The sequence below is a fragment of the Bacillus sp. FSL K6-1284 genome (assembly GCF_038002625.1).
Lineage (GTDB): Bacteria > Bacillota > Bacilli > Bacillales > Bacillaceae > Bacillus > Bacillus paralicheniformis.
Window position 1 is genome coordinate 105001 of record NZ_JBBOCW010000001.1, and the last position, 20971, is coordinate 125971.

Consider the following 20971-nt stretch of genomic DNA (forward strand, 5'->3'; position numbering starts at 1 on the left):
AGGAGCTGTCCTTAGTACGAGAGGACCGGGATGGACGCACCGCTGGTGTACCAGTTGTTCTGCCAAGGGCATCGCTGGGTAGCTATGTGCGGACGGGATAAGTGCTGAAAGCATCTAAGCATGAAGCCCCCCTCAAGATGAGATTTCCCATTCCGCAAGGAAGTAAGATCCCTGAAAGATGATCAGGTTGATAGGTCTGAGGTGGAAGTGTGGCGACACATGGAGCTGACAGATACTAATCGATCGAGGACTTAACCTAAATGTTTGTGAATTGTCTGACCGTTATCTAGTTTTGAGAGAACACCTCTCATACATAGTTTGGTGGCGATAGCGAAGAGGTCACACCCGTTCCCATGCCGAACACGGAAGTTAAGCTCTTCAGCGCCGATGGTAGTTGGGGGCTTCCCCCTGTGAGAGTAGGACGCCGCCAAGCGATTAAAAAGACCAGCTTATATAAGCTGGTCTTTTTTCTTGTTCCCTAAGGTTTTACGATAGCCAAAAGTGGAAATAATAAAGGACGAAGAGCAATTAGTTGAAAAAAAAGCGAAAACCACTTATAGTAAAGTTAAAGTCAAATATAGTCAAAGTCAAGTGAAGGAGGGGGCTGAGTGGGGAAAAATATTTCTGACATAATCGAACAGTATTTGAAACAAATATTAGAACAGAACGGGAAAGAAATATTAGAGATTAAACGGAGCGAAATAGCCGATAAATTTCAGTGTGTTCCTTCTCAGATCAATTACGTGATCAATACGCGTTTTACGAGTGAGCGCGGATACATCGTCGAAAGCAAAAGAGGCGGCGGCGGTTATATCCGAATTATTAAAATTAAAATGAACGATAAAATTGATTTGATTGACAACATTATGAATCATATCTATACAAGGCTCTCCCAGGCTGCTTCAGACGATATCATTTTAAGGCTGTTAGAAAATGGTGTCATTACAAAAAGTGAAGCAAAATTGATGGTGAGTGTCATGGATCGTTCTGTATTATATATTGATTTGCCTGAACGAGACGAATTAAGAGCAAGAATGATGAAAGCCATGCTTACGTCACTTAAATTTAAGTAAAGCGGGTGAGAAGCGTGATATGTCAAGAGTGTAAAGAAAGACCAGCAACTTTTCACTTTACGAAAGTCATTAATGGCGAAAAAAAAGAAATGCATATCTGTGAACAATGTGCGAAAGAAAACAGTGAGTCATATTCTATGAATGAAAGTGGCGGATTTTCCATCCATAATTTATTATCCGGACTGCTGAATTTTGACTCGTCTTTTACTAACAGCAGCGAGGCTCAGCTTTTTCAACAGCCGGACCAGGTTCTGAGATGCAAAAAATGCAATATGACATTCCCGGAATTTCGAAAAACAGGCCGATTTGGATGTTCGGAATGTTATAAAACCTTCCATTCCTATATCACTCCGGTTTTAAGGAAAGTTCACAGCGGGAACACGGTCCATGCCGGTAAAATACCAAAGCGGATCGGCGGTAACCTGCATGTAAGAAGACAAATTGAAGCATTGAAAAAAGAGCTGAAAGAATTAATTCAGCAGGAGGAATTTGAAAAAGCAGCCAACATTAGAGACCAGATCAGGTCGCTTGAACAAAACCTGAATGCAAACAAGGAGGAGGAGGACTGATGTCACTGCAGCATTTTATTCAGAATGCTTTAAGCAATTGGATGCGGCAGGAAGGCCCTGAAAGTGACATCGTGCTTAGCAGCCGGATCCGTCTTGCTCGCAACTTGGATAAAGTTCGTTTTCCAACGCTTTTTTCAAACGAAGAGGCTTCAGCGATTATTACATTGTTTGAAGAACAATTCACAGGCTATGAAGTGCCAGGTATTGGGAAATTCGAGCTTGTGAAAATGGATCAGGTGCAGCCTTTGGAAAAAAGGGTTCTTGTAGAAAAACATCTGATCAGTCCGCATTTGACGGAAGCTTCCTTTGGCGCATGCCTTCTTTCTGAAAATGAAGAAGTGAGTATTATGCTGAATGAGGAAGATCATATTCGCATTCAATGTCTGTTCCCGGGATTTCAGCTTTCAGAAGCATTAAAAGCAGCAAATCAGGTGGACGATTGGATTGAAGAACGGATTGACTATGCTTTTTCAGAACAAAGAGGCTACTTGACCAGCTGTCCTACAAATGTCGGAACCGGGCTTAGAGCTTCTGTCATGATGCACCTTCCTGCTTTAGTGTTAACTAGACAAATAAACAGAATTATTCCGGCAATTAATCAATTGGGGCTTGTTGTTAGAGGAATTTACGGTGAAGGCAGCGAAGCATTAGGGAATATCTTTCAAATTTCCAACCAAATTACCCTCGGTAAATCGGAACACGACATTGTCGAAGATCTGAACAGCGTCGTTGCTCAGTTGATCGAACAAGAGCGTTCAGCAAGAAAGGCGCTTTATCAGACTTCGCAAATCGAGCTTGAAGACCGCGTCTACAGATCTTACGGCGTACTGTCCAATTGCCGGATGATCGAATCGAAAGAAACAGCAAGATGTCTTTCAGACGTTCGTCTTGGAATTGACCTGGGGATAATAAAAGGTCTTTCCAGCAATATACTTAATGAGCTGATGATCCTCACGCAGCCTGGATTTCTCCAGCAATATTCAGGAGGAGTCTTAAGGCCAAACGAGAGGGACATCAGGCGGGCTGCTCTTATCAGGGAGCGTCTGAAATTAGAAAACAACGGCAATAGACAGGAGGATGAAACGATATGATGTTTGGAAGATTCACAGAAAGAGCACAAAAAGTATTGGCGCTTGCTCAAGAAGAAGCTCTGCGTCTGGGCCATAATAACATTGGAACAGAACATATTCTCCTCGGCCTTGTCCGCGAGGGAGAAGGGATTGCTGCAAAGGCGCTGCAGGCATTGGGACTCAGCCCTGACAAGATTCAAAAAGAAGTTGAAAGCCTCATTGGCCGAGGGCAAGAGATGTCACAATCGATCCATTACACACCGAGAGCCAAAAAAGTGACTGAACTGGCGATGGATGAAGCAAGAAAGCTTGGTCACTCCTACGTTGGAACTGAACACATCCTCCTCGGCTTAATCCGAGAAGGGGAAGGTGTTGCGGCAAGGGTGCTGAATAATTTAGGCGTCAGCTTAAACAAAGCGAGACAGCAAGTATTGCAGCTGTTGGGCAGCAATGAGAGTGGTGGCGCTGCTTCAGGCGCCAACAGCAATGCCAACACACCAACCTTAGACAGTCTTGCCAGGGATCTCACGGCGATTGCAAAAGAAGACAGCCTTGACCCCGTAATCGGCAGAAGCAAAGAAATTCAGCGCGTAATTGAAGTGCTGAGCCGCAGAACGAAAAACAACCCTGTGTTAATCGGGGAGCCCGGTGTCGGTAAGACAGCGATTGCCGAAGGCCTCGCCCAGCAGATCATCAATAACGAAGTACCGGAGATTCTCCGCGATAAGCGAGTTATGACGCTTGATATGGGAACGGTTGTTGCTGGTACGAAATACCGCGGTGAATTTGAAGACCGCCTGAAAAAAGTGATGGACGAAATTCGTCAAGCGGGAAATATCATCCTCTTTATCGATGAGCTGCATACTCTCATCGGAGCCGGGGGAGCGGAAGGGGCCATCGATGCCTCCAATATCCTTAAACCGTCGCTGGCGCGCGGAGAGCTGCAATGCATCGGAGCGACAACCCTTGATGAATACCGCAAATACATTGAAAAAGATGCTGCACTCGAACGGCGTTTTCAGCCGATTCAGGTTGACCAGCCGTCTCCTGAAGAGAGCATTCAAATATTGAGAGGTCTCAGAGACCGCTATGAAGCCCACCACCGCGTATCGATTACGGATGAAGCGATCGAAGCGGCTGTGAAGCTGTCAGACCGGTATATTTCGGACCGTTTTCTGCCTGACAAGGCGATCGACTTAATCGATGAAGCCGGTTCAAAGGTTCGCCTGCGTTCATTTACAACGCCTCCGAACTTAAAAGAGCTTGAACAAAAGCTTGATGAGGTAAGGAAAGAAAAAGATGCCGCTGTCCAAAGCCAGGAATTCGAAAAAGCAGCGTCATTACGGGATACGGAGCAGCGCCTGCGCGAACAGGTCGAAGAAACCAAAAAAACCTGGAAAGAAAAGCAGGGACAGGAAAATTCTGAAGTGACCGTCGACGATATTGCAATGGTTGTTTCAAGCTGGACCGGAGTGCCGGTTTCGAAAATTGCGCAGACTGAAACAGACAAATTACTGAACATGGAGAGCATTCTTCATTCCCGCGTTATCGGCCAAGATGAGGCTGTCGTTGCGGTTGCCAAAGCAGTCAGACGCGCACGTGCCGGCTTAAAAGATCCAAAACGTCCTATCGGTTCGTTTATTTTCCTCGGCCCTACAGGCGTAGGAAAAACGGAGCTTGCCCGTGCACTTGCCGAGTCCATTTTCGGCGATGAAGAAGCCATGATTCGCATCGATATGTCCGAGTATATGGAAAAACATTCAACATCAAGACTCGTCGGTTCCCCTCCGGGATATGTCGGCTATGATGAAGGCGGACAGCTCACTGAAAAAGTGAGAAGAAAACCGTATTCCGTCGTCTTGCTTGACGAAATCGAAAAAGCGCACCCTGATGTCTTCAATATTTTGCTGCAAGTGCTTGAAGACGGTCGCCTGACTGATTCAAAAGGGCGCACGGTCGACTTTAGAAATACGATTTTGATCATGACATCAAACGTCGGTGCGAGCGAACTGAGAAGAAATAAATACGTCGGGTTTAATGTGCAGGATGAAACCCAGAATTATAAAGATATGAAAGACAAAGTCATGGGCGAATTAAAACGCGCCTTCAGACCTGAATTTATCAACCGGATTGATGAGATTATCGTCTTCCACTCTTTGGAGAAAAAACATTTGAAAGATATTGTATCCCTCATGTCAGAACAATTAACTAAGCGTCTGAAAGAACAGGATCTGTCAATTGAGCTGACTGAAGCGGCTAAAGAAAAAATTGCCGATGAAGGCGTGGATCTCGAATACGGGGCGCGCCCTCTCAGAAGAGCAATCCAAAAACACGTGGAGGACCGGCTGTCTGAAGAGCTCCTGAAAGGCCATATTGAAAAAGGCCAGCATATTGTTTTGGATGTAGAAGGCGGAGAATTTGTCGTAAAAACCGAAGCTAAAACGAACTAATATAGAGACAAAAGAAAGAGGCATACGATGTTCATCAGTATGCCTCACTTTCTTATAAAGGGAGCGTTTTGAAAAATCAATGGCTAAAACAAAGACTAAATTCATTTGTCACTCATGCGGTTACGAATCCGCCAAGTGGATGGGGAAGTGCCCCGGATGCGGCACATGGAATACCATGGTGGAAGAAACGATAAAAAAACCCGCCGCCAACAGAAGAACCGCTTTTTCACATTCCGTTCAAACGGTGCAAAAGCCTTCACCTCTCACTTCAATCGAAACAACAGAAGAGCCGCGAATTAAAACGAAACTGGGCGAATTCAACCGCGTCTTGGGAAACGGTATTGTCAAAGGTTCACTCGTTTTAATCGGAGGCGATCCCGGCATCGGGAAATCAACCTTGCTGCTTCAAGTATCTGCCCAGCTCGCTGATTCAAAAGAAAATGTCCTGTACATCTCAGGTGAAGAATCGGTCAAGCAGACAAAGCTGAGAGCAGACCGTCTAGGCATCAACAGTCCCACTCTTCACGTTTTATCTGAAACCGATATGGAGTATATTACGTCTTCTATAGAAGAGATGAATCCATCATTCGTGGTGGTTGATTCGATTCAAACCGTTTACCAAAGTGATATTACATCTGCTCCAGGCAGCGTGTCCCAGGTCAGGGAATGCACCGCTGAGCTGATGAGAATTGCAAAAACAAAAGGGATTCCGATATTTATCGTCGGGCATGTCACAAAAGAAGGTTCGATTGCCGGACCGAGACTTCTGGAACATATGGTCGACACCGTCCTTTATTTTGAAGGTGAGCGGCATCATACATTTCGGATTTTAAGAGCCGTCAAAAACCGGTTTGGATCAACGAATGAAATGGGAATCTTTGAAATGAGGGAAGAGGGTCTGACAGAAGTGCTGAATCCGTCGGAGATCTTTCTCGAAGAGCGCTCGGCTGGAGCAGCCGGCTCGAGTGTCGTGGCTTCAATGGAAGGCACGAGGCCGGTCTTAGTAGAGATTCAGGCGCTGATTTCCCCGACGAGTTTTGGAAATCCGCGCAGGATGGCAACCGGAATTGATCATAACCGCGTCTCATTGCTGATGGCGGTTTTAGAAAAAAGGGTTGGACTGCTGCTGCAAAATCAAGACGCCTATTTAAAAGTCGCCGGCGGCGTCAAGCTGGACGAGCCGGCGATCGACCTCGCCGTTGCGGTGAGCATCGCCTCAAGCTTCAGAGACACCCCGCCTCATCCGACGGATTGTTTTATCGGCGAAGTCGGCTTGACAGGGGAAGTCCGCAGAGTATCAAGGATAGAACAGAGGGTGCAGGAAGCGGCGAAGCTTGGTTTTAAAAGAATGATTATTCCTTCTGCAAATGTGGAAGGATGGACAAAGCCGAAAGGAATTGAAGTCGTCGGTGTTGAAAATGTAGCTGAGGCCCTTCGAGCTTCATTAGGAGGATCATAATATATGGAAAAAGACAAAAAAGGAGCGAAACAGGATCTTTCAGAAATATTGCAGTTTGTCGCCCCCGGCACACCTCTTCGCGAGGGAATCGAAAACGTCCTTCGGGCCAAAACAGGCGGATTAATCGTGGTCGGCTTCAATGATAAAGTGAAAGAAGTGGTTGACGGAGGGTTCCACATTAATTCTTCTTTCTCTCCGGCTCATCTGTACGAGCTGGCTAAAATGGACGGGGCGATTATTCTCAGCGATTCAGGGCAGAAAATTCTATATGCCAATACGCAGCTTATGCCTGAGGCGACGATACCATCCTCTGAGACGGGCATGAGGCACAGAACGGCCGAGCGTGTGGCCAAGCAGACCGGCTGTCTGATCATTGCAATTTCTGAAAGGCGGAATGTGATTACGCTCTATCAGGAAAATATGAAATATATACTCAAAGATATCGGCTTTATCTTAACAAAAGCCAATCAGGCGATTCAGACACTCGAAAAATACAAACTCATTTTGGACCATGCGATTTCCAATTTGAATGCGCTGGAGTTTGAAGAGCTTGTGACATTTGGGGATGTCATCTCTGTTCTGCATCGATATGAAATGGTGCTCAGAATCAAAAATGAAATTAATATGTATATTAAAGAGCTTGGAACAGAAGGCCATCTCATCAGGCTCCAGGTTAGTGAACTGATCACTGATATGGAGCAGGAAGCGGCGCTGTTCGTTAAAGATTATGTGAAAGAAAAAATCAAAGACCCGTTTGTCCTGCTGAAGCAGCTACAGGATATGTCGAGTTTTGAATTGCTGGATGACTCGATTCTCCTTAAGCTTTTAGGCTATTCAGCAACTACGAATATGGAGGAATACGTTTTCCCGAGAGGCTACAGGCTCCTTCACAAAATCCCCCGTCTCCCGATGCCGATCGTAGAAAATGTTGTCGAAGCATTCGGCCATTTAAAGCTCATTATCGAAGCGGATGTAAAAGAATTGGATGAAGTGGAAGGAATTGGGGCGGTCCGTGCCCAAAAGATAAAGAAAGGGTTAAAGAGACTTCAGGAGAAACATTATACTGACAGGCAGCTGTGAGAAAAATTTCTAAAAGTGATTAAAATTTGCAATTGATGGGTATATTATTCTTACTTTTTGTTTTCCCTTTTTCCGGTTGAAACAGCTGCATTCATAAAAATTAAAACGATTATTTTAAAGGAGGTGAAGGTATGTTGAAACGAATAGTTCAAGCGTTCTTTGCGATTTTGGGAGGCGTTATCGGTATTTTTCTCATACCGGAATTGTTTGTGCTGTTAAATGTACAGGACATACCTTTAGTAACAAACCCGTATGCGTCCGCTTGTTTAGGAGCTATCATCTTTTTTCTTCTGGGCATCTGGTGTGCGGATCATGTCATCAACTGGGTGAAACAAATTGAGGATTCCTTGATCAAAGCACCTGTCTCAGATTTATTGTTCGGCTCTTTGGGATTAATCTTCGGACTTATGCTCGCTTATCTTATCGTCAATGTCATTCCGTTAAAAGACATCCCTTATCAGTTGATCAGCACGGTCATTCCGATTGTGTTGGCCGCATTTCTCGGCTATCTCGGATTCCGTGTAGGTTTCAAGAAAAAGGATGAAATGCTGACACTTTTCACATCGAGAAAGAAAAAAGGTTCTGCTGAGGAAGAGCGTCCCGAAGAAGACAAAAAGCTGAAAATTTTAGACACAAGTGTTATTATAGATGGGAGAATTGCTGATATTTGTCAGACCGGATTTCTTGAAGGCGTCATTGTGATTCCTCAGTTTGTGCTTGAGGAGCTGCAGCATATCGCCGACTCTTCAGACGTCCTCAAACGAAACAGAGGACGGAGAGGACTGGATATTTTAAATCGGATCCAGAAAGAGCTCGATATCAAAGTTGAAATTTATGAAGGCGATTTTGAAGATATTCAAGAGGTCGACAGCAAGCTTGTCAAACTGGCGAAATTGACCTCAGGCGTTGTCGTTACCAACGATTTCAATTTGAACAAAGTATGCGAGCTCCAAAAGGTTGCCGTATTGAACATCAACGACCTTGCCAACGCCGTCAAACCTGTCGTGCTTCCGGGAGAAGAAATGAAGGTGCAGGTCATCAAAGACGGGAAAGAACATAATCAGGGCGTGGCTTATCTGGACGACGGCACGATGATTGTTGTGGAAGAAGGGCGAAATTATATCGGCAAACATATCGACGTGCTCGTGACCAGCGTGCTGCAGACAGCGGCTGGCAGAATGATATTCGCCAAGCCAAAACTGCTGGAAAAGGCGCTTTGAAAAAGGGAGAAATAAAATGAATTACGAAGTCGTCATTCCTGCCGCCGGACAAGGTAAACGAATGAATGCCGGGAAAAACAAACTGTTTATCGAGGCGAAAGGAATACCTGTGATTATTCATACATTAAAGGTGTTTGAAAACCATGATGCCTGCAAAAGGATCATTCTTGTCATCAATGAACAGGAATTCGGTGAATTCAGCACCCTTTTAAAAACCTATCATTTTACAACTCCGATCGAGATGGTTCCGGGCGGAAGAGAACGCCAGCAAAGCGTATTTGCGGGTATTAAAGCGGCCGGCAAAGAGGAAACGGTCCTCGTCCATGACGGAGCAAGACCCTTTATTAAACGGGAATATATCGAACAGCTTGTCGAGAAAGCGAAGGAAACAGGGGCTGCTATCGTTGCCGTACCTGTTAAAGACACGATCAAACGCGTTCAAGACGGTGAAGTAGCCGGAACGATTGAACGTTCAAGCTTGTGGGCCGCTCAAACCCCACAAGCTTTTCGTCTTTCTATTCTGATGAATGCTCACCTTGAGGCTGAAACAAAAGGTTTCCTCGGTACGGACGACGCCAGTCTGGTCGAGGAAGCCGGAGGTACGGTTGCAATCATTCAAGGGGATTATCAAAACATCAAACTGACGACCCCGGATGACTTGCTTGTCGCAGAAGCGATATTAGAAGCGGAAAAGAGGAATGAACATGTTTAGAATAGGCCAAGGATTTGACGTCCATCAACTAGTGGAAGGCAGGCCGCTCATTATCGGGGGAATTACGATTCCTTACGAAAAAGGCCTGCTCGGACATTCGGATGCCGATGTGCTTTTGCACACGATTGCAGATGCGTGTCTCGGCGCCGTCGGCGAGGGCGATATCGGAAAACACTTTCCGGATACCGACCCTGAGTTCAAAGATGCCGACTCCTTCAAACTCCTTCGTCACGTCTGGATGATTGTGAAGGAAAAAGGCTATACGCTCGGGAACCTGGATTGTACAATCATCGCCCAAAAGCCTAAAATGGCGCCGTATATCGAAGACATGAGAGCCAGAATTGCCGAAGGGCTTGAGGCGGAAATGTCCCAAATTAACGTAAAAGCGACCACAACCGAAAAGCTTGGATTTACGGGAAGAGCCGAAGGAATCGCCGCTCAGGCTTCCGTTCTGCTCCAAAAGGTATAATTCATTTTGAAGACAGGTTCATTTGATGATAGAATAGGAAATAAATTTGAACTCTGTTAGAGACGAAAGGAAGTTAGACAGATGGGAAACGAAGTTCGGGTTCGTTATGCGCCGAGCCCAACAGGCCATTTACATATCGGAAATGCCAGAACCGCTCTCTTTAATTATTTGTTTGCCCGGAGCCAAGGCGGAAAATTCATCATCCGCATTGAAGATACGGACCGGAAGCGTAACATTGAAGGTGGAGAGCAAAGCCAGCTGAACTATTTAAAATGGCTGGGCATCGACTGGGATGAAAGCGTGGATGTCGGCGGAGAATACGGACCATACCGCCAATCCGAAAGAAACGACATTTACAAAACATATTACGAGGAGCTTCTTGAAAAAGGGCTTGCCTACAAATGTTACTGCACGGAAGAAGAGCTTGAGAAAGAGCGCGAGGAACAGGCTGCCCGCGGAGAAATGCCGCGCTACTCAGGCAAGTGCCGCAATTTAACTAAAGAAGAGCAGGAAAAGCTCGAAGCTGAAGGAAGACAGCCGAGCATCCGCTTTAAAGTCCCTCAAGGAGAAGTCATCAGCTTCAATGACATCGTCAAAGGAGAAATTTCTTTTGAAACAGACGGCATCGGCGACTTCGTTATCGTGAAGAAAGACGGAACGCCTACTTACAACTTTGCCGTAGCTGTCGATGACTATTTAATGAAAATGACGCATGTCCTGCGCGGCGAAGACCACATTTCCAATACGCCGAAGCAGATCATGATTTACAACGCCCTTGGCTGGGACATCCCGGCATTTGGACATATGACATTAATCGTCAATGAAAACCGTAAAAAACTGAGCAAACGGGATGAGTCCATCATTCAGTTTATCGAACAGTACGAAGAGCTCGGCTATTTGCCGGAAGCATTGTTTAACTTCATCACTCTTCTCGGCTGGTCGCCGGTCGGAGAAGAAGAGCTGTTTACAAAAGAACAGTTTATTGAGATATTTGATGTACACCGTTTGTCAAAATCACCAGCGGTATTTGATACGCATAAACTGAAATGGGTCAACAACCAGTATGTGAAAAAACTTGATCTTGATCAGGTGATCGAATTGACCGTTCCGCATTTGCAAAAAGTGGGCAAGGTTTCAGAAGAGCTAACAGGCAGCGAACAGGAATGGGTTCGCAAGCTGATTTCTCTATATCAGGAACAGTTGAGCTACGGCGCTGAAATCGTCGAGTTAACAGAGTTGTTCTTTAAAGACGATATCCAGTATAATCGTGAAGCAAGAACAGTTTTAGAAGAAGAGCAGGTTCCGGAAGTGCTTCGCGTATTTGCCGAAAAGCTTGAGCAGCTTGACTCGTTTACGGCAGATGAGATTAAGGCATCCATCAAAGCCGTTCAAAAAGAAACAGGACATAAAGGGAAAAAGCTGTTTATGCCGATCCGCGTAGCGACGACAGGCCAGACCCACGGTCCTGAACTGCCTCAGTCCATTGAATTATTGGGGAAAGACACCGTTTTAAAACGGCTGAATAACATTATTCAATAAGATAAATCGTTGACAGGGATAAGTATAAAGCCAGGGCCTTTAAAGAGAGAGTCTTCATCGGCTGGAAAAGACTTAAGCGCCGGGCTTTAGAAATGCACCTCTTGAGACCTTTGAAGAACGTTTTTACACAAGTATTCAAAGGCGGTATCCGCCGTTATGGATGAGAGTTGAGAAAACAGCTGTGCTGTTTTCTAAACAGAGTGGAACCGCGCGTCAAAAAGCGTCTCTGTCATTAGACAGAGGCGTTTTTTTATATGGTTTGACAATAGATAGAGACAAAGGAAGCGGGGAACGGGGGGAATCATGTGTTCTTTAAAATGCTGAAAGAAGATGTAGATGTCGTATTTGATCAAGATCCAGCTGCGAGAAGCTACATTGAAGTCATCTTAACTTATTCAGGTTTGCATGCTATATGGGCGCATCGAATTGCACATGCTTTATATAAAAGAAAAAGGTTTTTCATCGCCAGAACGATCTCTCAAATCGCCCGCTTCTTTACAGGAATCGAAATTCACCCGGGTGCCAAGATCGGCAGGAGGTTTTTCATCGATCACGGCATGGGGGTTGTGATCGGCGAAACCTGTGAGATCGGAAACAATGTCACGGTTTTTCAGGGCGTAACGCTAGGAGGAACTGGAAAAGAAAAAGGCAAAAGGCATCCGACAATCGAGGATCATGCCCTGATCTCAACAGGGGCAAAAGTGCTTGGATCCATTACAATCGGAAGAGGGGCGAAAATCGGCGCCGGCTCCGTCGTCCTGCATGATGTGCCTGAATGTTCCACCGTTGTCGGCATCCCGGGCCGCGTCGTCGTACAAAACGGAAAGAAAATCAGACGCGACTTGAACCACCAGGACTTGCCGGATCCGGTGGCTGACCGCTTCAGAGAATTGGAAAACGAAATCAGGCAGCTGAAACAAGAGCTCCGGAGAAAAGAAAGGGAAGATGAGCTGTGACACTAAAACTGTATAATACTCTCACACGAAAAAAAGAGCCGTTTGTGCCTCTTGAAGAAGGCAAGGTCAAAATGTATGTGTGCGGGCCGACCGTATATAACTACATCCACATCGGAAACGCGAGGCCGGCGATCGTCTATGACACGGTCAGAAAGTATTTGGAGTATAAAGGCTATGACGTCCAATACGTCTCCAATTTTACAGATGTCGATGACAAATTAATTAAAGCGGCAAATGAGCTTGGAGAGGAAGTGCCGGTCATCGCCGACCGCTTTATTAAGGCGTACTTCGAAGATGTCGGTTCACTGGGCTGCACAAAAGCGGACTGCCATCCGCGCGTCACTGAAAACATGGATGAAATCATCGATTTTATTCGAACGCTGATCGATAAGGGCTATGCTTATGAGGCAGACGGGGATGTTTATTATAAAACAAGATCGTTTGAAGGCTATGGAAAGCTGTCGCATCAATCAGTCGATGAGCTGAGATCAGGCGCCCGGATCCAAGTGGGCGAGAAAAAAGAAGATGCGCTCGATTTCGCATTATGGAAAGCGGCGAAAGATAACGAAATCTCCTGGGATAGCCCTTGGGGAAAAGGCCGTCCCGGCTGGCATATCGAGTGCTCTGCGATGGCGAAAAAATATTTGGGCGATTCGATCGACATTCACGCCGGCGGCCAGGATTTGACCTTCCCGCATCACGAAAACGAAATTGCCCAATCGGAAGCATTGACAGGGAAGCCTTTCGCGAAATATTGGCTTCATAACGGCTACATTAATATCGATAATGAGAAAATGTCAAAATCGCTCGGTAACTTTGTGCTTGTGCATGACATTATTAAAGAGCATGATCCCCAAGTGCTGCGGTTTTTCATGCTGTCTGTTCATTACAGACATCCGATCAACTATTCGGCCGAACTTCTTGAGAACACAAAAAATGCTTTTGGGCGTCTAAAAACAGCTTATAGCAATTTGCAGCATCGCCTGAAAAGCAGTACAAATTTAACAGAGGGCGATTCAGAATGGCTTGGAAAAATTGAAGAGCAGCGAAAAGCCTTTGAAACGGCAATGGATGATGATTTTAATACAGCGAATGCAATTTCCGTCCTGTTTGATCTGGCCAAACACGCCAACTACTATCTGCAGGAAAAGAATACTTCAGAACATGTCATTCAGGCGTTTCTACAGCTGTTTGACGAGATCTGCTCAGTTCTCGGCTTCTCCCTCAAGGAACAGGAACTTTTGGATAAGGACATTGAAGAACTGATCGAGAAGCGGAATGAAGCCCGCAGAAACCGTGACTTCGCAACATCTGACCAGATTCGCGACCAGCTGAAAAGCATGAACATTATCCTGGAGGACACTCCACAGGGTACACGCTGGAAAAGAGGAGAATCGTAAACATGAATTTGGAAACCATTAAAGACGCCAAACAGCTGAATGGTTTGGCGCTTGCTTACATGGGTGATGCCGTATTAGAGGTATACGTCAGGCATCACCTCTTAAAGCAAGGCATGACAAGGCCCAATGATCTGCACAGGCAGTCGAGGCGCTATGTCTCTGCCAAGTCGCAGGCAAGCATGCTGTTTGCGCTAGAGGAGCAGGAATTTTTCACCGAGGAAGAACAGGCTGTACTGAGAAGAGGACGGAATGCCAAATCCGGAACGGTACCGAAAAATACGGATGTTCAAACATATCGTTACAGTACGGCTTTTGAGGCGGTCATCGGGTATCTTTTTCTTGAGAACAGGGAAGATAGGCTTAATGAACTCATCAAAGCAGCGCTGGAAAAACGGGATGGCAGGGAGGAAGTCAAATGAGTGAGCAGCATGATTACGTCATAGGAAAAAACGCGGTCATCGAAACATTAAAGTCAGGCCGGGAATTGTATAAGCTGTGGATGGCGGAAAACACAGTGAAGGGACAGGCTCAGCAAGTCGTTGAACTTGCCGCCAAAAAAGGCATCACAATTCATTATGTCCCAAGAAAAAAACTCGATCAAATGGTTTCCGGACAGCATCAAGGCGTCGTCGCTCAGGTCGCGGCTTACGAGTATGCCGAGCTGGATGATCTTTTTCAAAAGGCCGAAGACAGAAATGAACAGCCGTTTATCCTCGTTTTAGACGAGATTGAGGATCCGCACAATCTGGGCTCTATTATGCGCACCGCAGATGCGGTAGGGGCTCATGGCATCATCATCCCGAAGAGGCGCGCGGTCGGCCTTACGACGACTGTCGCCAAAGCCTCGACAGGAGCCATCGAACATATTCCGGTCGTCAAAGTGACCAACCTGTCGCGAACCCTGGAAGAAATGAAGCAACGGGGCATTTGGGTAGTCGGTACCGATGCGTCTGGAAAACAGGACTACAGGTCGCTTGACGGAAATATGCCGCTTGCGCTTGTCATCGGCAGCGAAGGAAAAGGCATGGGAAGGCTTGTAAAAGAGAAATGTGATTTTCTCATCCGCCTGCCGATGGCGGGAAAAGTTACGTCCCTGAACGCCTCAGTCGCAGCCGGCCTCCTGATGTATGAAGTGTACCGGAAACGAAGCCCTCTGGGAGAATAGACGGAATGGACATCCTGTTGGTCGACGGTTATAACATGATTGGGGCATGGCCTCAGTTGAAAGATTTAAAAGAAAACAGTTTTGAAGAAGCAAGGGATCTGTTGATACAGAAGATGGCGGAATATCAATCGTATACTGGGTTCCGGGTAATCGTTGTCTTTGATGCGCATCTCGTTAAAGGAATCGAGAAAAAGAAGGTCAATCATCGCGTAGAAGTGATATTCACAAGGGAAAATGAAACGGCTGATGAACGGATCGAGAAACTGGTGTCAGACTTGAATAATATTCAGACGCAACTCCATGTTGCCACATCCGACTACACAGAGCAATGGGCGATTTTCGGCCAAGGGGCCCTGCGCAAATCAGCCAGGGAGCTGCTCAGGGAAGTCGAAGCGATCGAAAGGCAAATCGAAAAAAGGGTGAAACAAATCACCTCAGAACGTCCCGCGGGGAAAATTCCATTGTCAGAAGACGTCTTGAAGATCTTCGAAAAATGGCGGCGTGGCGACTTGGATTAGGTTGACGCTTTTTTGTCCATTACTGTATAATATTTCTATCTACGTGCGGTCGGGGGGATCGGAGTGAACTTACAAAACAACCAGGGAAAATTCAGCAAAGAACAGTTCAGCAAAGAACGTTTTTGCCAGTTGGAAGACGAGCAGGTCATTGAAATGGTTCATGTCGGAGACAGTGATGCGTTAGATTACTTGATTACAAAGTACCGTAATTTTGTAAGGGCAAAAGCAAGATCCTACTTCTTAATCGGGGCTGATCGGGAAGATATCGTTCAGGAAGGCATGATTGGACTCTACAAATCTATCCGTGATTTTAGAGAGGACAAGCTGACTTCATTCAAAGCTTTTGCAGAATTATGCATTACCCGCCAAATTATTACCGCTATCAAAACAGCTACTCGCCAGAAACATATTCCGCTCAATTCTTATGTGTCGCTGGACAAGCCCATTTATGACGAGGAATCAGACCGGACGCTTCTCGACGTGATTTCCGGAGCCAAGGTCATGAATCCTGAAGAGCTGATCATCAATCAGGAAGAATTCGATGATATCGAGCTGAAAATGGGAGAATTGCTTAGTGATTTAGAAAGAAAAGTTCTTGCGCTCTATCTCGACGGAAGATCCTATCAGGAAATATCCGAAGAACTAAACCGCCATGTAAAATCGATCGATAATGCGCTCCAGCGTGTCAAAAGAAAGCTTGAAAAGTACCTGGAGCTCCGCGAAATCAGCTTGTAGCCAATGCTTATGGCATATTGACAGTCATTTTATGACTGTGATATGTTACTTAGGAAAATGATCGTCCAGAAAAAGGTGTAAACATGAAGAAAAAAGTAACGTTAGCCTGCAAAAATTGCGGAAGTCGTAATTATACGACAATGAAAAGCTCCGCAGCTTTGGCTGAACGGCTCGAAGTAAAGAAATACTGCAATAACTGCAATTCACATACAGTACATCTGGAAACAAAATAGGCGTTTTTGTTTTTAGGTTGTGGAGGTTTCTTACCATGGGTATTATCAAATTTTTAAAGAATGTCGGAAAAGAAATGAAAAAGGTCACCTGGCCTAAAGGAAAAGAACTAACGCGCTATACGATCACTGTTATCACCACCGTTATCTTTTTCGCTATCTTTTTTGCACTCATCGATTCGGGTATTACGCAATTAATTCGTTTAATAGTTGAATAATGATCAGCATAACGTGTTATAATAGATCTAAATATGACTTGCCAAAAAACCCGTTTAACGGGTTTTTTCATTGTTTCAAAATATGAGGCTCGTATAAAAGAAAGTGTCAGTTTCCCGGTACGGCCAAAAACTTTTAAGGTGTGGGGAGGGAAGGACTGAAAGGGTCCTGAATGAGAATGGAAAAGAAATGGTATGTGGTTCATACGTATTCCGGCTATGAAAATAAAGTAAAGGCGAATTTGGAAAAACGGGTGGAATCGATGGGGATGCAGGATAAGATATTCCGCGTCGTTGTACCTGAAGAGGAAGAAACCGATATTAAAAACGGCAAGAAAAAAGTCGTTAAAAAGAAAGTATTCCCTGGGTATGTACTTGTCGAACTAGTCATGACGGATGATTCCTGGTATGTTGTTCGAAATACGCCTGGCGTGACCGGGTTTGTCGGTTCAGCCGGATCAGGTTCAAAGCCGACTGCGCTGCTTCCGGGCGAAGCGGAAAAAATTCTGAAGCGGATGGGGCTTGAAGAAAGAAAAACAGAAATCGACTTTGAATTAAAAGAAACCGTCAAGGTGATCGACGGCCCGTTTGCTGATTTCACAGGGACGATCGAAGAGATCGACCACGACAAAAATAAAGTCAAAGTATTCGTTAATATGTTCGGAAGAGAGACCCCGGTTGAGCTCGAATTTACTCAAGTTGACAAATTGTAATGGAAAAGCGCTTGAAATCACTATATAAAAGTGATAATATACAAAGGTGCGTCTTGGCAAAAAGGTCAAGGCAGCTAGCTTGATATTTTCATCATTCATATAAAGAATGAGACCTTGAGTGGGAGGGTTCACCCTATTACCACATCACGGACTTAAGGAGGTGTGTCTCGTGGCTAAAAAAGTAGTTAAAGTTGTAAAATTGCAAATTCCTGCTGGAAAAGCGAATCCAGCTCCGCCAGTTGGTCCTGCATTGGGTCAAGCCGGTGTTAACATCATGGGATTCTGTAAGGAGTTTAACGCTCGTACATCTGACCAAGCTGGTCTGATCATTCCTGTAGAAATTTCGGTTTACGAAGACCGTTCATTTACATTTATCACAAAAACTCCGCCTGCTGCTGTATTGCTTAAAAAAGCGGCTGGAATTGAGTCAGGTTCTGGTGAGCCTAACCGTAATAAAGTCGCAACCGTTAAACGCGATAAAGTACGTGAAATCGCCGAAACAAAAATGCCTGACTTAAATGCGGCAGATGTTGAAGCGGCTATGCGTATGGTTGAAGGAACTGCCCGCAGTATGGGTATTGTGATCGAAGACTAATTTTTGTCTCTTTGCTGGGTTGCGAGTTTGGATCAGACAAGTTCGCAACCCTTATTCGTGGGAGGTTATTCCGCTAAAACCACTAAGGAGGAAATTTTAAAATGGCTAAAAAAGGTAAAAAATACGTCGAAGCTGCCAAGCTTGTAGAGCGTACAAAAGCTTACGACGTAAACGAAGCGATTGAGCTTGTGAAAAAAACAAACACAGCTAAATTCGATGCCACTGTTGAAGCGGCATTCCGTTTAGGTGTTGACCCTCGTAAAAACGACCAGCAAATCCGCGGTGCAGTTGTACTTCCAAACGGAACAGGCAAAACTCAGCGCGTTCTTGTTTTCGCTAAGGGCGAAAAAGCGAAAGAAGCGGAAGCTGCTGGTGCAGACTACGTAGGCGATTCTGATTACATCAACAAAATTCAGCAAGGCTGGTTTGATTTTGATGTAATCGTTGCGACTCCTGATATGATGGGTGAAGTCGGTAAAATCGGACGCGTGCTTGGACCAAAAGGTCTTATGCCAAACCCTAAAACAGGAACGGTTACTTTCGAAGTTGAAAAAGCAGTCAACGAAATCAAAGCTGGTAAAGTTGAATACCGCGTTGATAAAGCAGGAAACATCCACGTTCCAATCGGAAAAGTGTCATTCGAAGAAGGCAAGCTTGTAGAAAACTTCGCGACAATGTACGACACAATTTTGAAAGCGAAACCTGCTGCTGCTAAAGGTGTATACGTGAAAAACGTTTCTGTTACATCTACAATGGGACCTGGAATCAAAGTGGACCCTTCAACTTTCAACGTAAAATAATATTGACTTTTGATAAGACGTTCTGATATAATTCAAAACGTTGTAAAAATAAAATATGTCCATTTATACCGTAGACAGTAGGTGCCGATAAGGCTTAATCTCCTACCGAGGTGTATATATATCACAGCTCTAGCGTTACGTATGCTTGTATATACAGCCTCCATGTCGAATGGAGGCTTTTTATATGGAAGATGTCGTTAAAGAACGTGATCACCGAACGGTATAAGTGTTACACAGATGAATCTTACAGGAGGTGTAACCATGAGCAGCGCAATTGAAACAAAAAAAGTTGTTGTTGAAGAAATTACTTCTAAACTGAAAGAAAGTAAATCAACGATCATCGTTGACTATCGCGGCCTTAACGTAGCTGAAGTAACAGAACTTCGTAAACAGCTTCGCGAAGCTAACGTTGAGTTCAAAGTGTACAAAAACACGATGACTCGCCGTGCGGTTGAACAAGCTGAACTTGATGGTTTGAACGATTTCTTAACAGGACCGAATGCGATTGCATTCAGCACTGAAGATGTTGTCGCTCCAGCTAAAGTTCTTAACGAGTTTGCTAAAAAGCACGAAGCTCTTGAAATCAAAGCGGGCGTAATCGAAGGCAAAGTATCTACAGTTGAAGAAGTGAAAGCTCTTGCTGAACTTCCATCTCGCGAAGGCTTGCTTTCTATGTTGCTTAGCGTACTTCAAGCTCCAGTTCGCAACCTTGCTCTTGCAACTAAAGCTGTTGCAGAACAAAAGGAAGAACAAGGCGCTTAATAGCATCAGTATCTAAAAAATAAAACAAAATGGAGGAATTACAAATGGCTTTAAATATCGAAGAAATCATTGCTTCCGTTAAAGAAGCAACTGTACTTGAATTGAACGACTTAGTAAAAGCAATCGAAGAAGAATTTGGCGTAACTGCTGCTGCTCCTGTAGCTGTAGCTGGCGGAGCTGCTGCAGGCGGTGCTGCTGAAGAAAAAACTGAATTTGATCTTGTTCTTGCTGGTGCAGGAGATCAAAAAATCAAAGTTATCAAAGTTGTTCGTGAAATCACTGGTCTTGGCTTGAAAGAAGCTAAAGAACTTGTTGACAACACTCCAAAACCTCTTAAAGAAGGTATTGCGAAAGAAGAAGCTGAAGAGCTTAAAGCTAAACTTGAAGAAGTTGGCGCTTCTGTAGAAGTTAAGTAATCTTCACCTAATCTTTAGGGGAAAGCTCGCTTTTAAAAGCGGGCTTTTTCTTTGCTAATTAATTGTAGTCCCTTCCGCATAAGATACGCCATCTTGTTTCAAGATATCTGGAGAGTTCACCAACTGAGGAGGTTCTGTGATGACTGACCATTATTATTCGGAAAAACCTTCAGCAAAAAGCAGCAGATCAACGTGGGCATTTCGCTTGAGAAACCGGACGTTTACTTTTATCAGCGACAGCGGAGTTTTTTCAAAAAGAGAAGTGGACTTTGGCTCAAGGCTGCTGATTGAAGCTTTCCGGGAACCGGATACAGAAGGTGATTTTTTGGATGTAGGCTGCGGCTATGGCCCGATTGGTCTTTCGCTTGCTGCGGATTTCGAAGATCGAATGGTTCACATGATCGATGTTAATGAAAGAGCTGTCGAACTTTCGAAGGAAAACGCGTTAAATAATCAGATCGACAACACAAAGATCTATCAGAGTGATCTGTTTGCCAACGTCGAACCTGCAAAAAAATTCGCTTCTATTATTACTAATCCCCCCATACGCGCCGGGAAAAAAACTGTGCACGCCATCTTTGAAAAAAGCGCTGAACATTTGCGGCCTTCAGGAGACCTGTGGGTCGTCATTCAGAAAAAACAAGGCGGGCCTTCTGCCATTGAAAAATTAAAAGAACTTTTTGCGGACGTTGAAGTCGTTCACAAAAAGAAAGGGTACTATATCATCAAAGCAAAAAAAGTTTGACTCGGATTTTCAGCTATGTTAATATTATAAAATGCCAATGTATATATTTTGCTGCTGTTTTTAAGAAACGCCTAGGTTTG

At 44.9% G+C, this 20971-nt stretch carries 24 protein-coding genes, 2 rRNA genes and 2 other annotated features (1 of these 28 cut by a window edge); all 26 genes read left to right on the plus strand.

The window, feature by feature from the left end; translation table 11 throughout:
* A 23S ribosomal RNA gene (locus MHB72_RS00570) occupies positions 1-259 on the plus strand; it begins 2671 nt to the left of the window's first position.
* A gap of 58 nt (positions 260-317) precedes the next feature.
* Positions 318-433: ribosomal RNA gene (gene rrf, locus MHB72_RS00575) — 5S ribosomal RNA — on the plus strand.
* 175 nt (positions 434-608) lie between these two features.
* Positions 609-1073: a CtsR family transcriptional regulator gene (locus MHB72_RS00580; protein ID WP_020449835.1), complete on the plus strand. Its 465-nt coding sequence runs from the start codon at positions 609-611 to the stop codon at positions 1071-1073.
* Positions 1074-1087: 14 nt separating this feature from the next.
* Positions 1088-1642 carry a UvrB/UvrC motif-containing protein gene (locus MHB72_RS00585; RefSeq protein ID WP_003178271.1) on the plus strand — a complete coding sequence of 185 codons (555 nt, stop codon included), beginning with the start codon at positions 1088-1090 and terminating at the stop codon, positions 1640-1642.
* Positions 1642-2733 (plus strand): protein arginine kinase, encoded by a 1092-nt coding sequence (locus MHB72_RS00590; protein ID WP_023855926.1) that lies wholly within the window; start codon positions 1642-1644, stop codon positions 2731-2733. The genes MHB72_RS00585 and MHB72_RS00590 overlap by 1 nt, the downstream gene beginning before the upstream one ends.
* The gene (clpC, locus tag MHB72_RS00595) at positions 2730-5162 is read left to right on the plus strand and encodes an ATP-dependent protease ATP-binding subunit ClpC (RefSeq protein WP_020449838.1); all 2433 of its coding nucleotides are present in this window, start codon (positions 2730-2732) and stop codon (positions 5160-5162) included. The genes MHB72_RS00590 and clpC overlap by 4 nt, the downstream gene beginning before the upstream one ends.
* Positions 5163-5241: 79 nt before the next feature.
* Positions 5242-6621 (plus strand): DNA repair protein RadA, encoded by a 1380-nt coding sequence (gene radA / locus MHB72_RS00600; RefSeq protein WP_020449839.1) that lies wholly within the window; start codon positions 5242-5244, stop codon positions 6619-6621.
* Positions 6622-6624: 3 nt separating this feature from the next.
* Positions 6625-7701 (plus strand): DNA integrity scanning diadenylate cyclase DisA, encoded by a 1077-nt coding sequence (gene disA / locus MHB72_RS00605; protein WP_020449840.1) that lies wholly within the window; start codon positions 6625-6627, stop codon positions 7699-7701.
* Positions 7702-7832: 131 nt separating this feature from the next.
* Positions 7833-8921, plus strand: a complete 1089-nt coding sequence (locus MHB72_RS00610; protein WP_009330350.1) for a PIN/TRAM domain-containing protein — start codon at positions 7833-7835, stop codon at positions 8919-8921.
* A 16-nt stretch (positions 8922-8937) separates the two neighbouring features.
* Positions 8938-9633 carry a 2-C-methyl-D-erythritol 4-phosphate cytidylyltransferase gene (gene ispD, locus MHB72_RS00615; RefSeq protein WP_020449841.1) on the plus strand — a complete coding sequence of 232 codons (696 nt, stop codon included), beginning with the start codon at positions 8938-8940 and terminating at the stop codon, positions 9631-9633.
* Entirely contained in the window at positions 9626-10102 is a 477-nt protein-coding gene (ispF, locus tag MHB72_RS00620; protein WP_020449842.1) for a 2-C-methyl-D-erythritol 2,4-cyclodiphosphate synthase, read from the plus strand. Before ispD ends, ispF begins: the two co-directional genes overlap by 8 nt.
* An 81-nt stretch (positions 10103-10183) precedes the next feature.
* Entirely contained in the window at positions 10184-11641 is a 1458-nt protein-coding gene (gltX, locus tag MHB72_RS00625) for a glutamate--tRNA ligase (protein ID WP_216922092.1), read from the plus strand.
* Positions 11642-11872, plus strand: a binding site (T-box leader).
* Positions 11873-11946: 74 nt separating this feature from the next.
* Positions 11947-12597, plus strand: a complete 651-nt coding sequence (cysE, locus tag MHB72_RS00630; RefSeq protein WP_020449844.1) for a serine O-acetyltransferase — start codon at positions 11947-11949, stop codon at positions 12595-12597.
* The gene (gene cysS, locus MHB72_RS00635; protein ID WP_216922089.1) at positions 12594-13997 is read left to right on the plus strand and encodes a cysteine--tRNA ligase; all 1404 of its coding nucleotides are present in this window, start codon (positions 12594-12596) and stop codon (positions 13995-13997) included. The genes cysE and cysS overlap by 4 nt, the downstream gene beginning before the upstream one ends.
* A 2-nt stretch (positions 13998-13999) precedes the next feature.
* On the plus strand, positions 14000-14416 hold the full coding sequence (locus tag MHB72_RS00640) for a Mini-ribonuclease 3 (protein WP_003178284.1): 417 nt from the start codon (positions 14000-14002) through the stop codon (positions 14414-14416).
* Complete coding sequence (rlmB, locus tag MHB72_RS00645; protein WP_023855918.1) at positions 14413-15162, plus strand: 23S rRNA (guanosine(2251)-2'-O)-methyltransferase RlmB; 750 nt, start codon at positions 14413-14415, stop codon at positions 15160-15162. Before MHB72_RS00640 ends, rlmB begins: the two co-directional genes overlap by 4 nt.
* Before the next feature lie 5 nt (positions 15163-15167).
* Positions 15168-15680 (plus strand): ribosome-dependent mRNA decay endonuclease Rae1/YacP, encoded by a 513-nt coding sequence (gene rae1 / locus MHB72_RS00650; protein ID WP_020449848.1) that lies wholly within the window; start codon positions 15168-15170, stop codon positions 15678-15680.
* Between the two features lie 63 nt (positions 15681-15743).
* Positions 15744-16415, plus strand: a complete 672-nt coding sequence (gene sigH, locus MHB72_RS00655) for an RNA polymerase sporulation sigma factor SigH (RefSeq protein ID WP_003178288.1) — start codon at positions 15744-15746, stop codon at positions 16413-16415.
* Between the two features lie 83 nt (positions 16416-16498).
* On the plus strand, positions 16499-16648 hold the full coding sequence (gene rpmG / locus MHB72_RS00660) for a 50S ribosomal protein L33 (RefSeq protein ID WP_020449849.1): 150 nt from the start codon (positions 16499-16501) through the stop codon (positions 16646-16648).
* Positions 16649-16683: 35 nt separating this feature from the next.
* Positions 16684-16863, plus strand: coding sequence for a preprotein translocase subunit SecE (secE, locus tag MHB72_RS00665; RefSeq protein ID WP_003178291.1), 180 nt, complete (start codon positions 16684-16686; stop codon positions 16861-16863).
* A gap of 176 nt (positions 16864-17039) precedes the next feature.
* Positions 17040-17573, plus strand: coding sequence for a transcription termination/antitermination protein NusG (gene nusG, locus MHB72_RS00670; protein ID WP_003178298.1), 534 nt, complete (start codon positions 17040-17042; stop codon positions 17571-17573).
* Between the two features lie 169 nt (positions 17574-17742).
* Positions 17743-18168, plus strand: coding sequence for a 50S ribosomal protein L11 (gene rplK, locus MHB72_RS00675; protein ID WP_003178300.1), 426 nt, complete (start codon positions 17743-17745; stop codon positions 18166-18168).
* Between the two features lie 101 nt (positions 18169-18269).
* Positions 18270-18968 carry a 50S ribosomal protein L1 gene (gene rplA, locus MHB72_RS00680; protein WP_020449850.1) on the plus strand — a complete coding sequence of 233 codons (699 nt, stop codon included), beginning with the start codon at positions 18270-18272 and terminating at the stop codon, positions 18966-18968.
* A 50-nt stretch (positions 18969-19018) separates the two neighbouring features.
* Positions 19019-19160: a sequence feature (ribosomal protein L10 leader region), on the plus strand.
* A gap of 69 nt (positions 19161-19229) precedes the next feature.
* The gene (rplJ, locus tag MHB72_RS00685) at positions 19230-19730 is read left to right on the plus strand and encodes a 50S ribosomal protein L10 (RefSeq protein WP_003178304.1); all 501 of its coding nucleotides are present in this window, start codon (positions 19230-19232) and stop codon (positions 19728-19730) included.
* A gap of 44 nt (positions 19731-19774) precedes the next feature.
* A complete protein-coding gene (gene rplL, locus MHB72_RS00690; RefSeq protein ID WP_003178305.1) occupies positions 19775-20146 on the plus strand; it encodes a 50S ribosomal protein L7/L12 in 372 nt (123 codons plus the stop codon).
* 139 nt (positions 20147-20285) lie between these two features.
* Entirely contained in the window at positions 20286-20891 is a 606-nt protein-coding gene (locus MHB72_RS00695; RefSeq protein ID WP_216922086.1) for a class I SAM-dependent methyltransferase, read from the plus strand.
* Positions 20892-20971 lie beyond the last annotated feature (80 nt).

Coding starts and splice junctions, on each gene's coding strand:
- MHB72_RS00590 (WP_023855926.1), top strand. CDS start 1,642: ATGTCACTGCAGCATTTTATTCAGAATGCTTTAAGCAATTGGATGCGG.
- clpC (WP_020449838.1), top strand. CDS start 2,730: ATGATGTTTGGAAGATTCACAGAAAGAGCACAAAAAGTATTGGCGCTT.
- radA (WP_020449839.1), top strand. CDS start 5,242: ATGGCTAAAACAAAGACTAAATTCATTTGTCACTCATGCGGTTACGAA.
- disA (WP_020449840.1), top strand. CDS start 6,625: ATGGAAAAAGACAAAAAAGGAGCGAAACAGGATCTTTCAGAAATATTG.
- MHB72_RS00610 (WP_009330350.1), top strand. CDS start 7,833: ATGTTGAAACGAATAGTTCAAGCGTTCTTTGCGATTTTGGGAGGCGTT.
- ispD (WP_020449841.1), top strand. CDS start 8,938: ATGAATTACGAAGTCGTCATTCCTGCCGCCGGACAAGGTAAACGAATG.
- ispF (WP_020449842.1), top strand. CDS start 9,626: ATGTTTAGAATAGGCCAAGGATTTGACGTCCATCAACTAGTGGAAGGC.
- gltX (WP_216922092.1), top strand. CDS start 10,184: ATGGGAAACGAAGTTCGGGTTCGTTATGCGCCGAGCCCAACAGGCCAT.
- MHB72_RS00640 (WP_003178284.1), top strand. CDS start 14,000: ATGAATTTGGAAACCATTAAAGACGCCAAACAGCTGAATGGTTTGGCG.
- rlmB (WP_023855918.1), top strand. CDS start 14,413: ATGAGTGAGCAGCATGATTACGTCATAGGAAAAAACGCGGTCATCGAA.
- rae1 (WP_020449848.1), top strand. CDS start 15,168: ATGGACATCCTGTTGGTCGACGGTTATAACATGATTGGGGCATGGCCT.
- rpmG (WP_020449849.1), top strand. CDS start 16,499: ATGAAGAAAAAAGTAACGTTAGCCTGCAAAAATTGCGGAAGTCGTAAT.
- secE (WP_003178291.1), top strand. CDS start 16,684: ATGGGTATTATCAAATTTTTAAAGAATGTCGGAAAAGAAATGAAAAAG.
- nusG (WP_003178298.1), top strand. CDS start 17,040: ATGGAAAAGAAATGGTATGTGGTTCATACGTATTCCGGCTATGAAAAT.
- rplA (WP_020449850.1), top strand. CDS start 18,270: ATGGCTAAAAAAGGTAAAAAATACGTCGAAGCTGCCAAGCTTGTAGAG.
- rplJ (WP_003178304.1), top strand. CDS start 19,230: ATGAGCAGCGCAATTGAAACAAAAAAAGTTGTTGTTGAAGAAATTACT.
- rplL (WP_003178305.1), top strand. CDS start 19,775: ATGGCTTTAAATATCGAAGAAATCATTGCTTCCGTTAAAGAAGCAACT.
- MHB72_RS00695 (WP_216922086.1), top strand. CDS start 20,286: ATGACTGACCATTATTATTCGGAAAAACCTTCAGCAAAAAGCAGCAGA.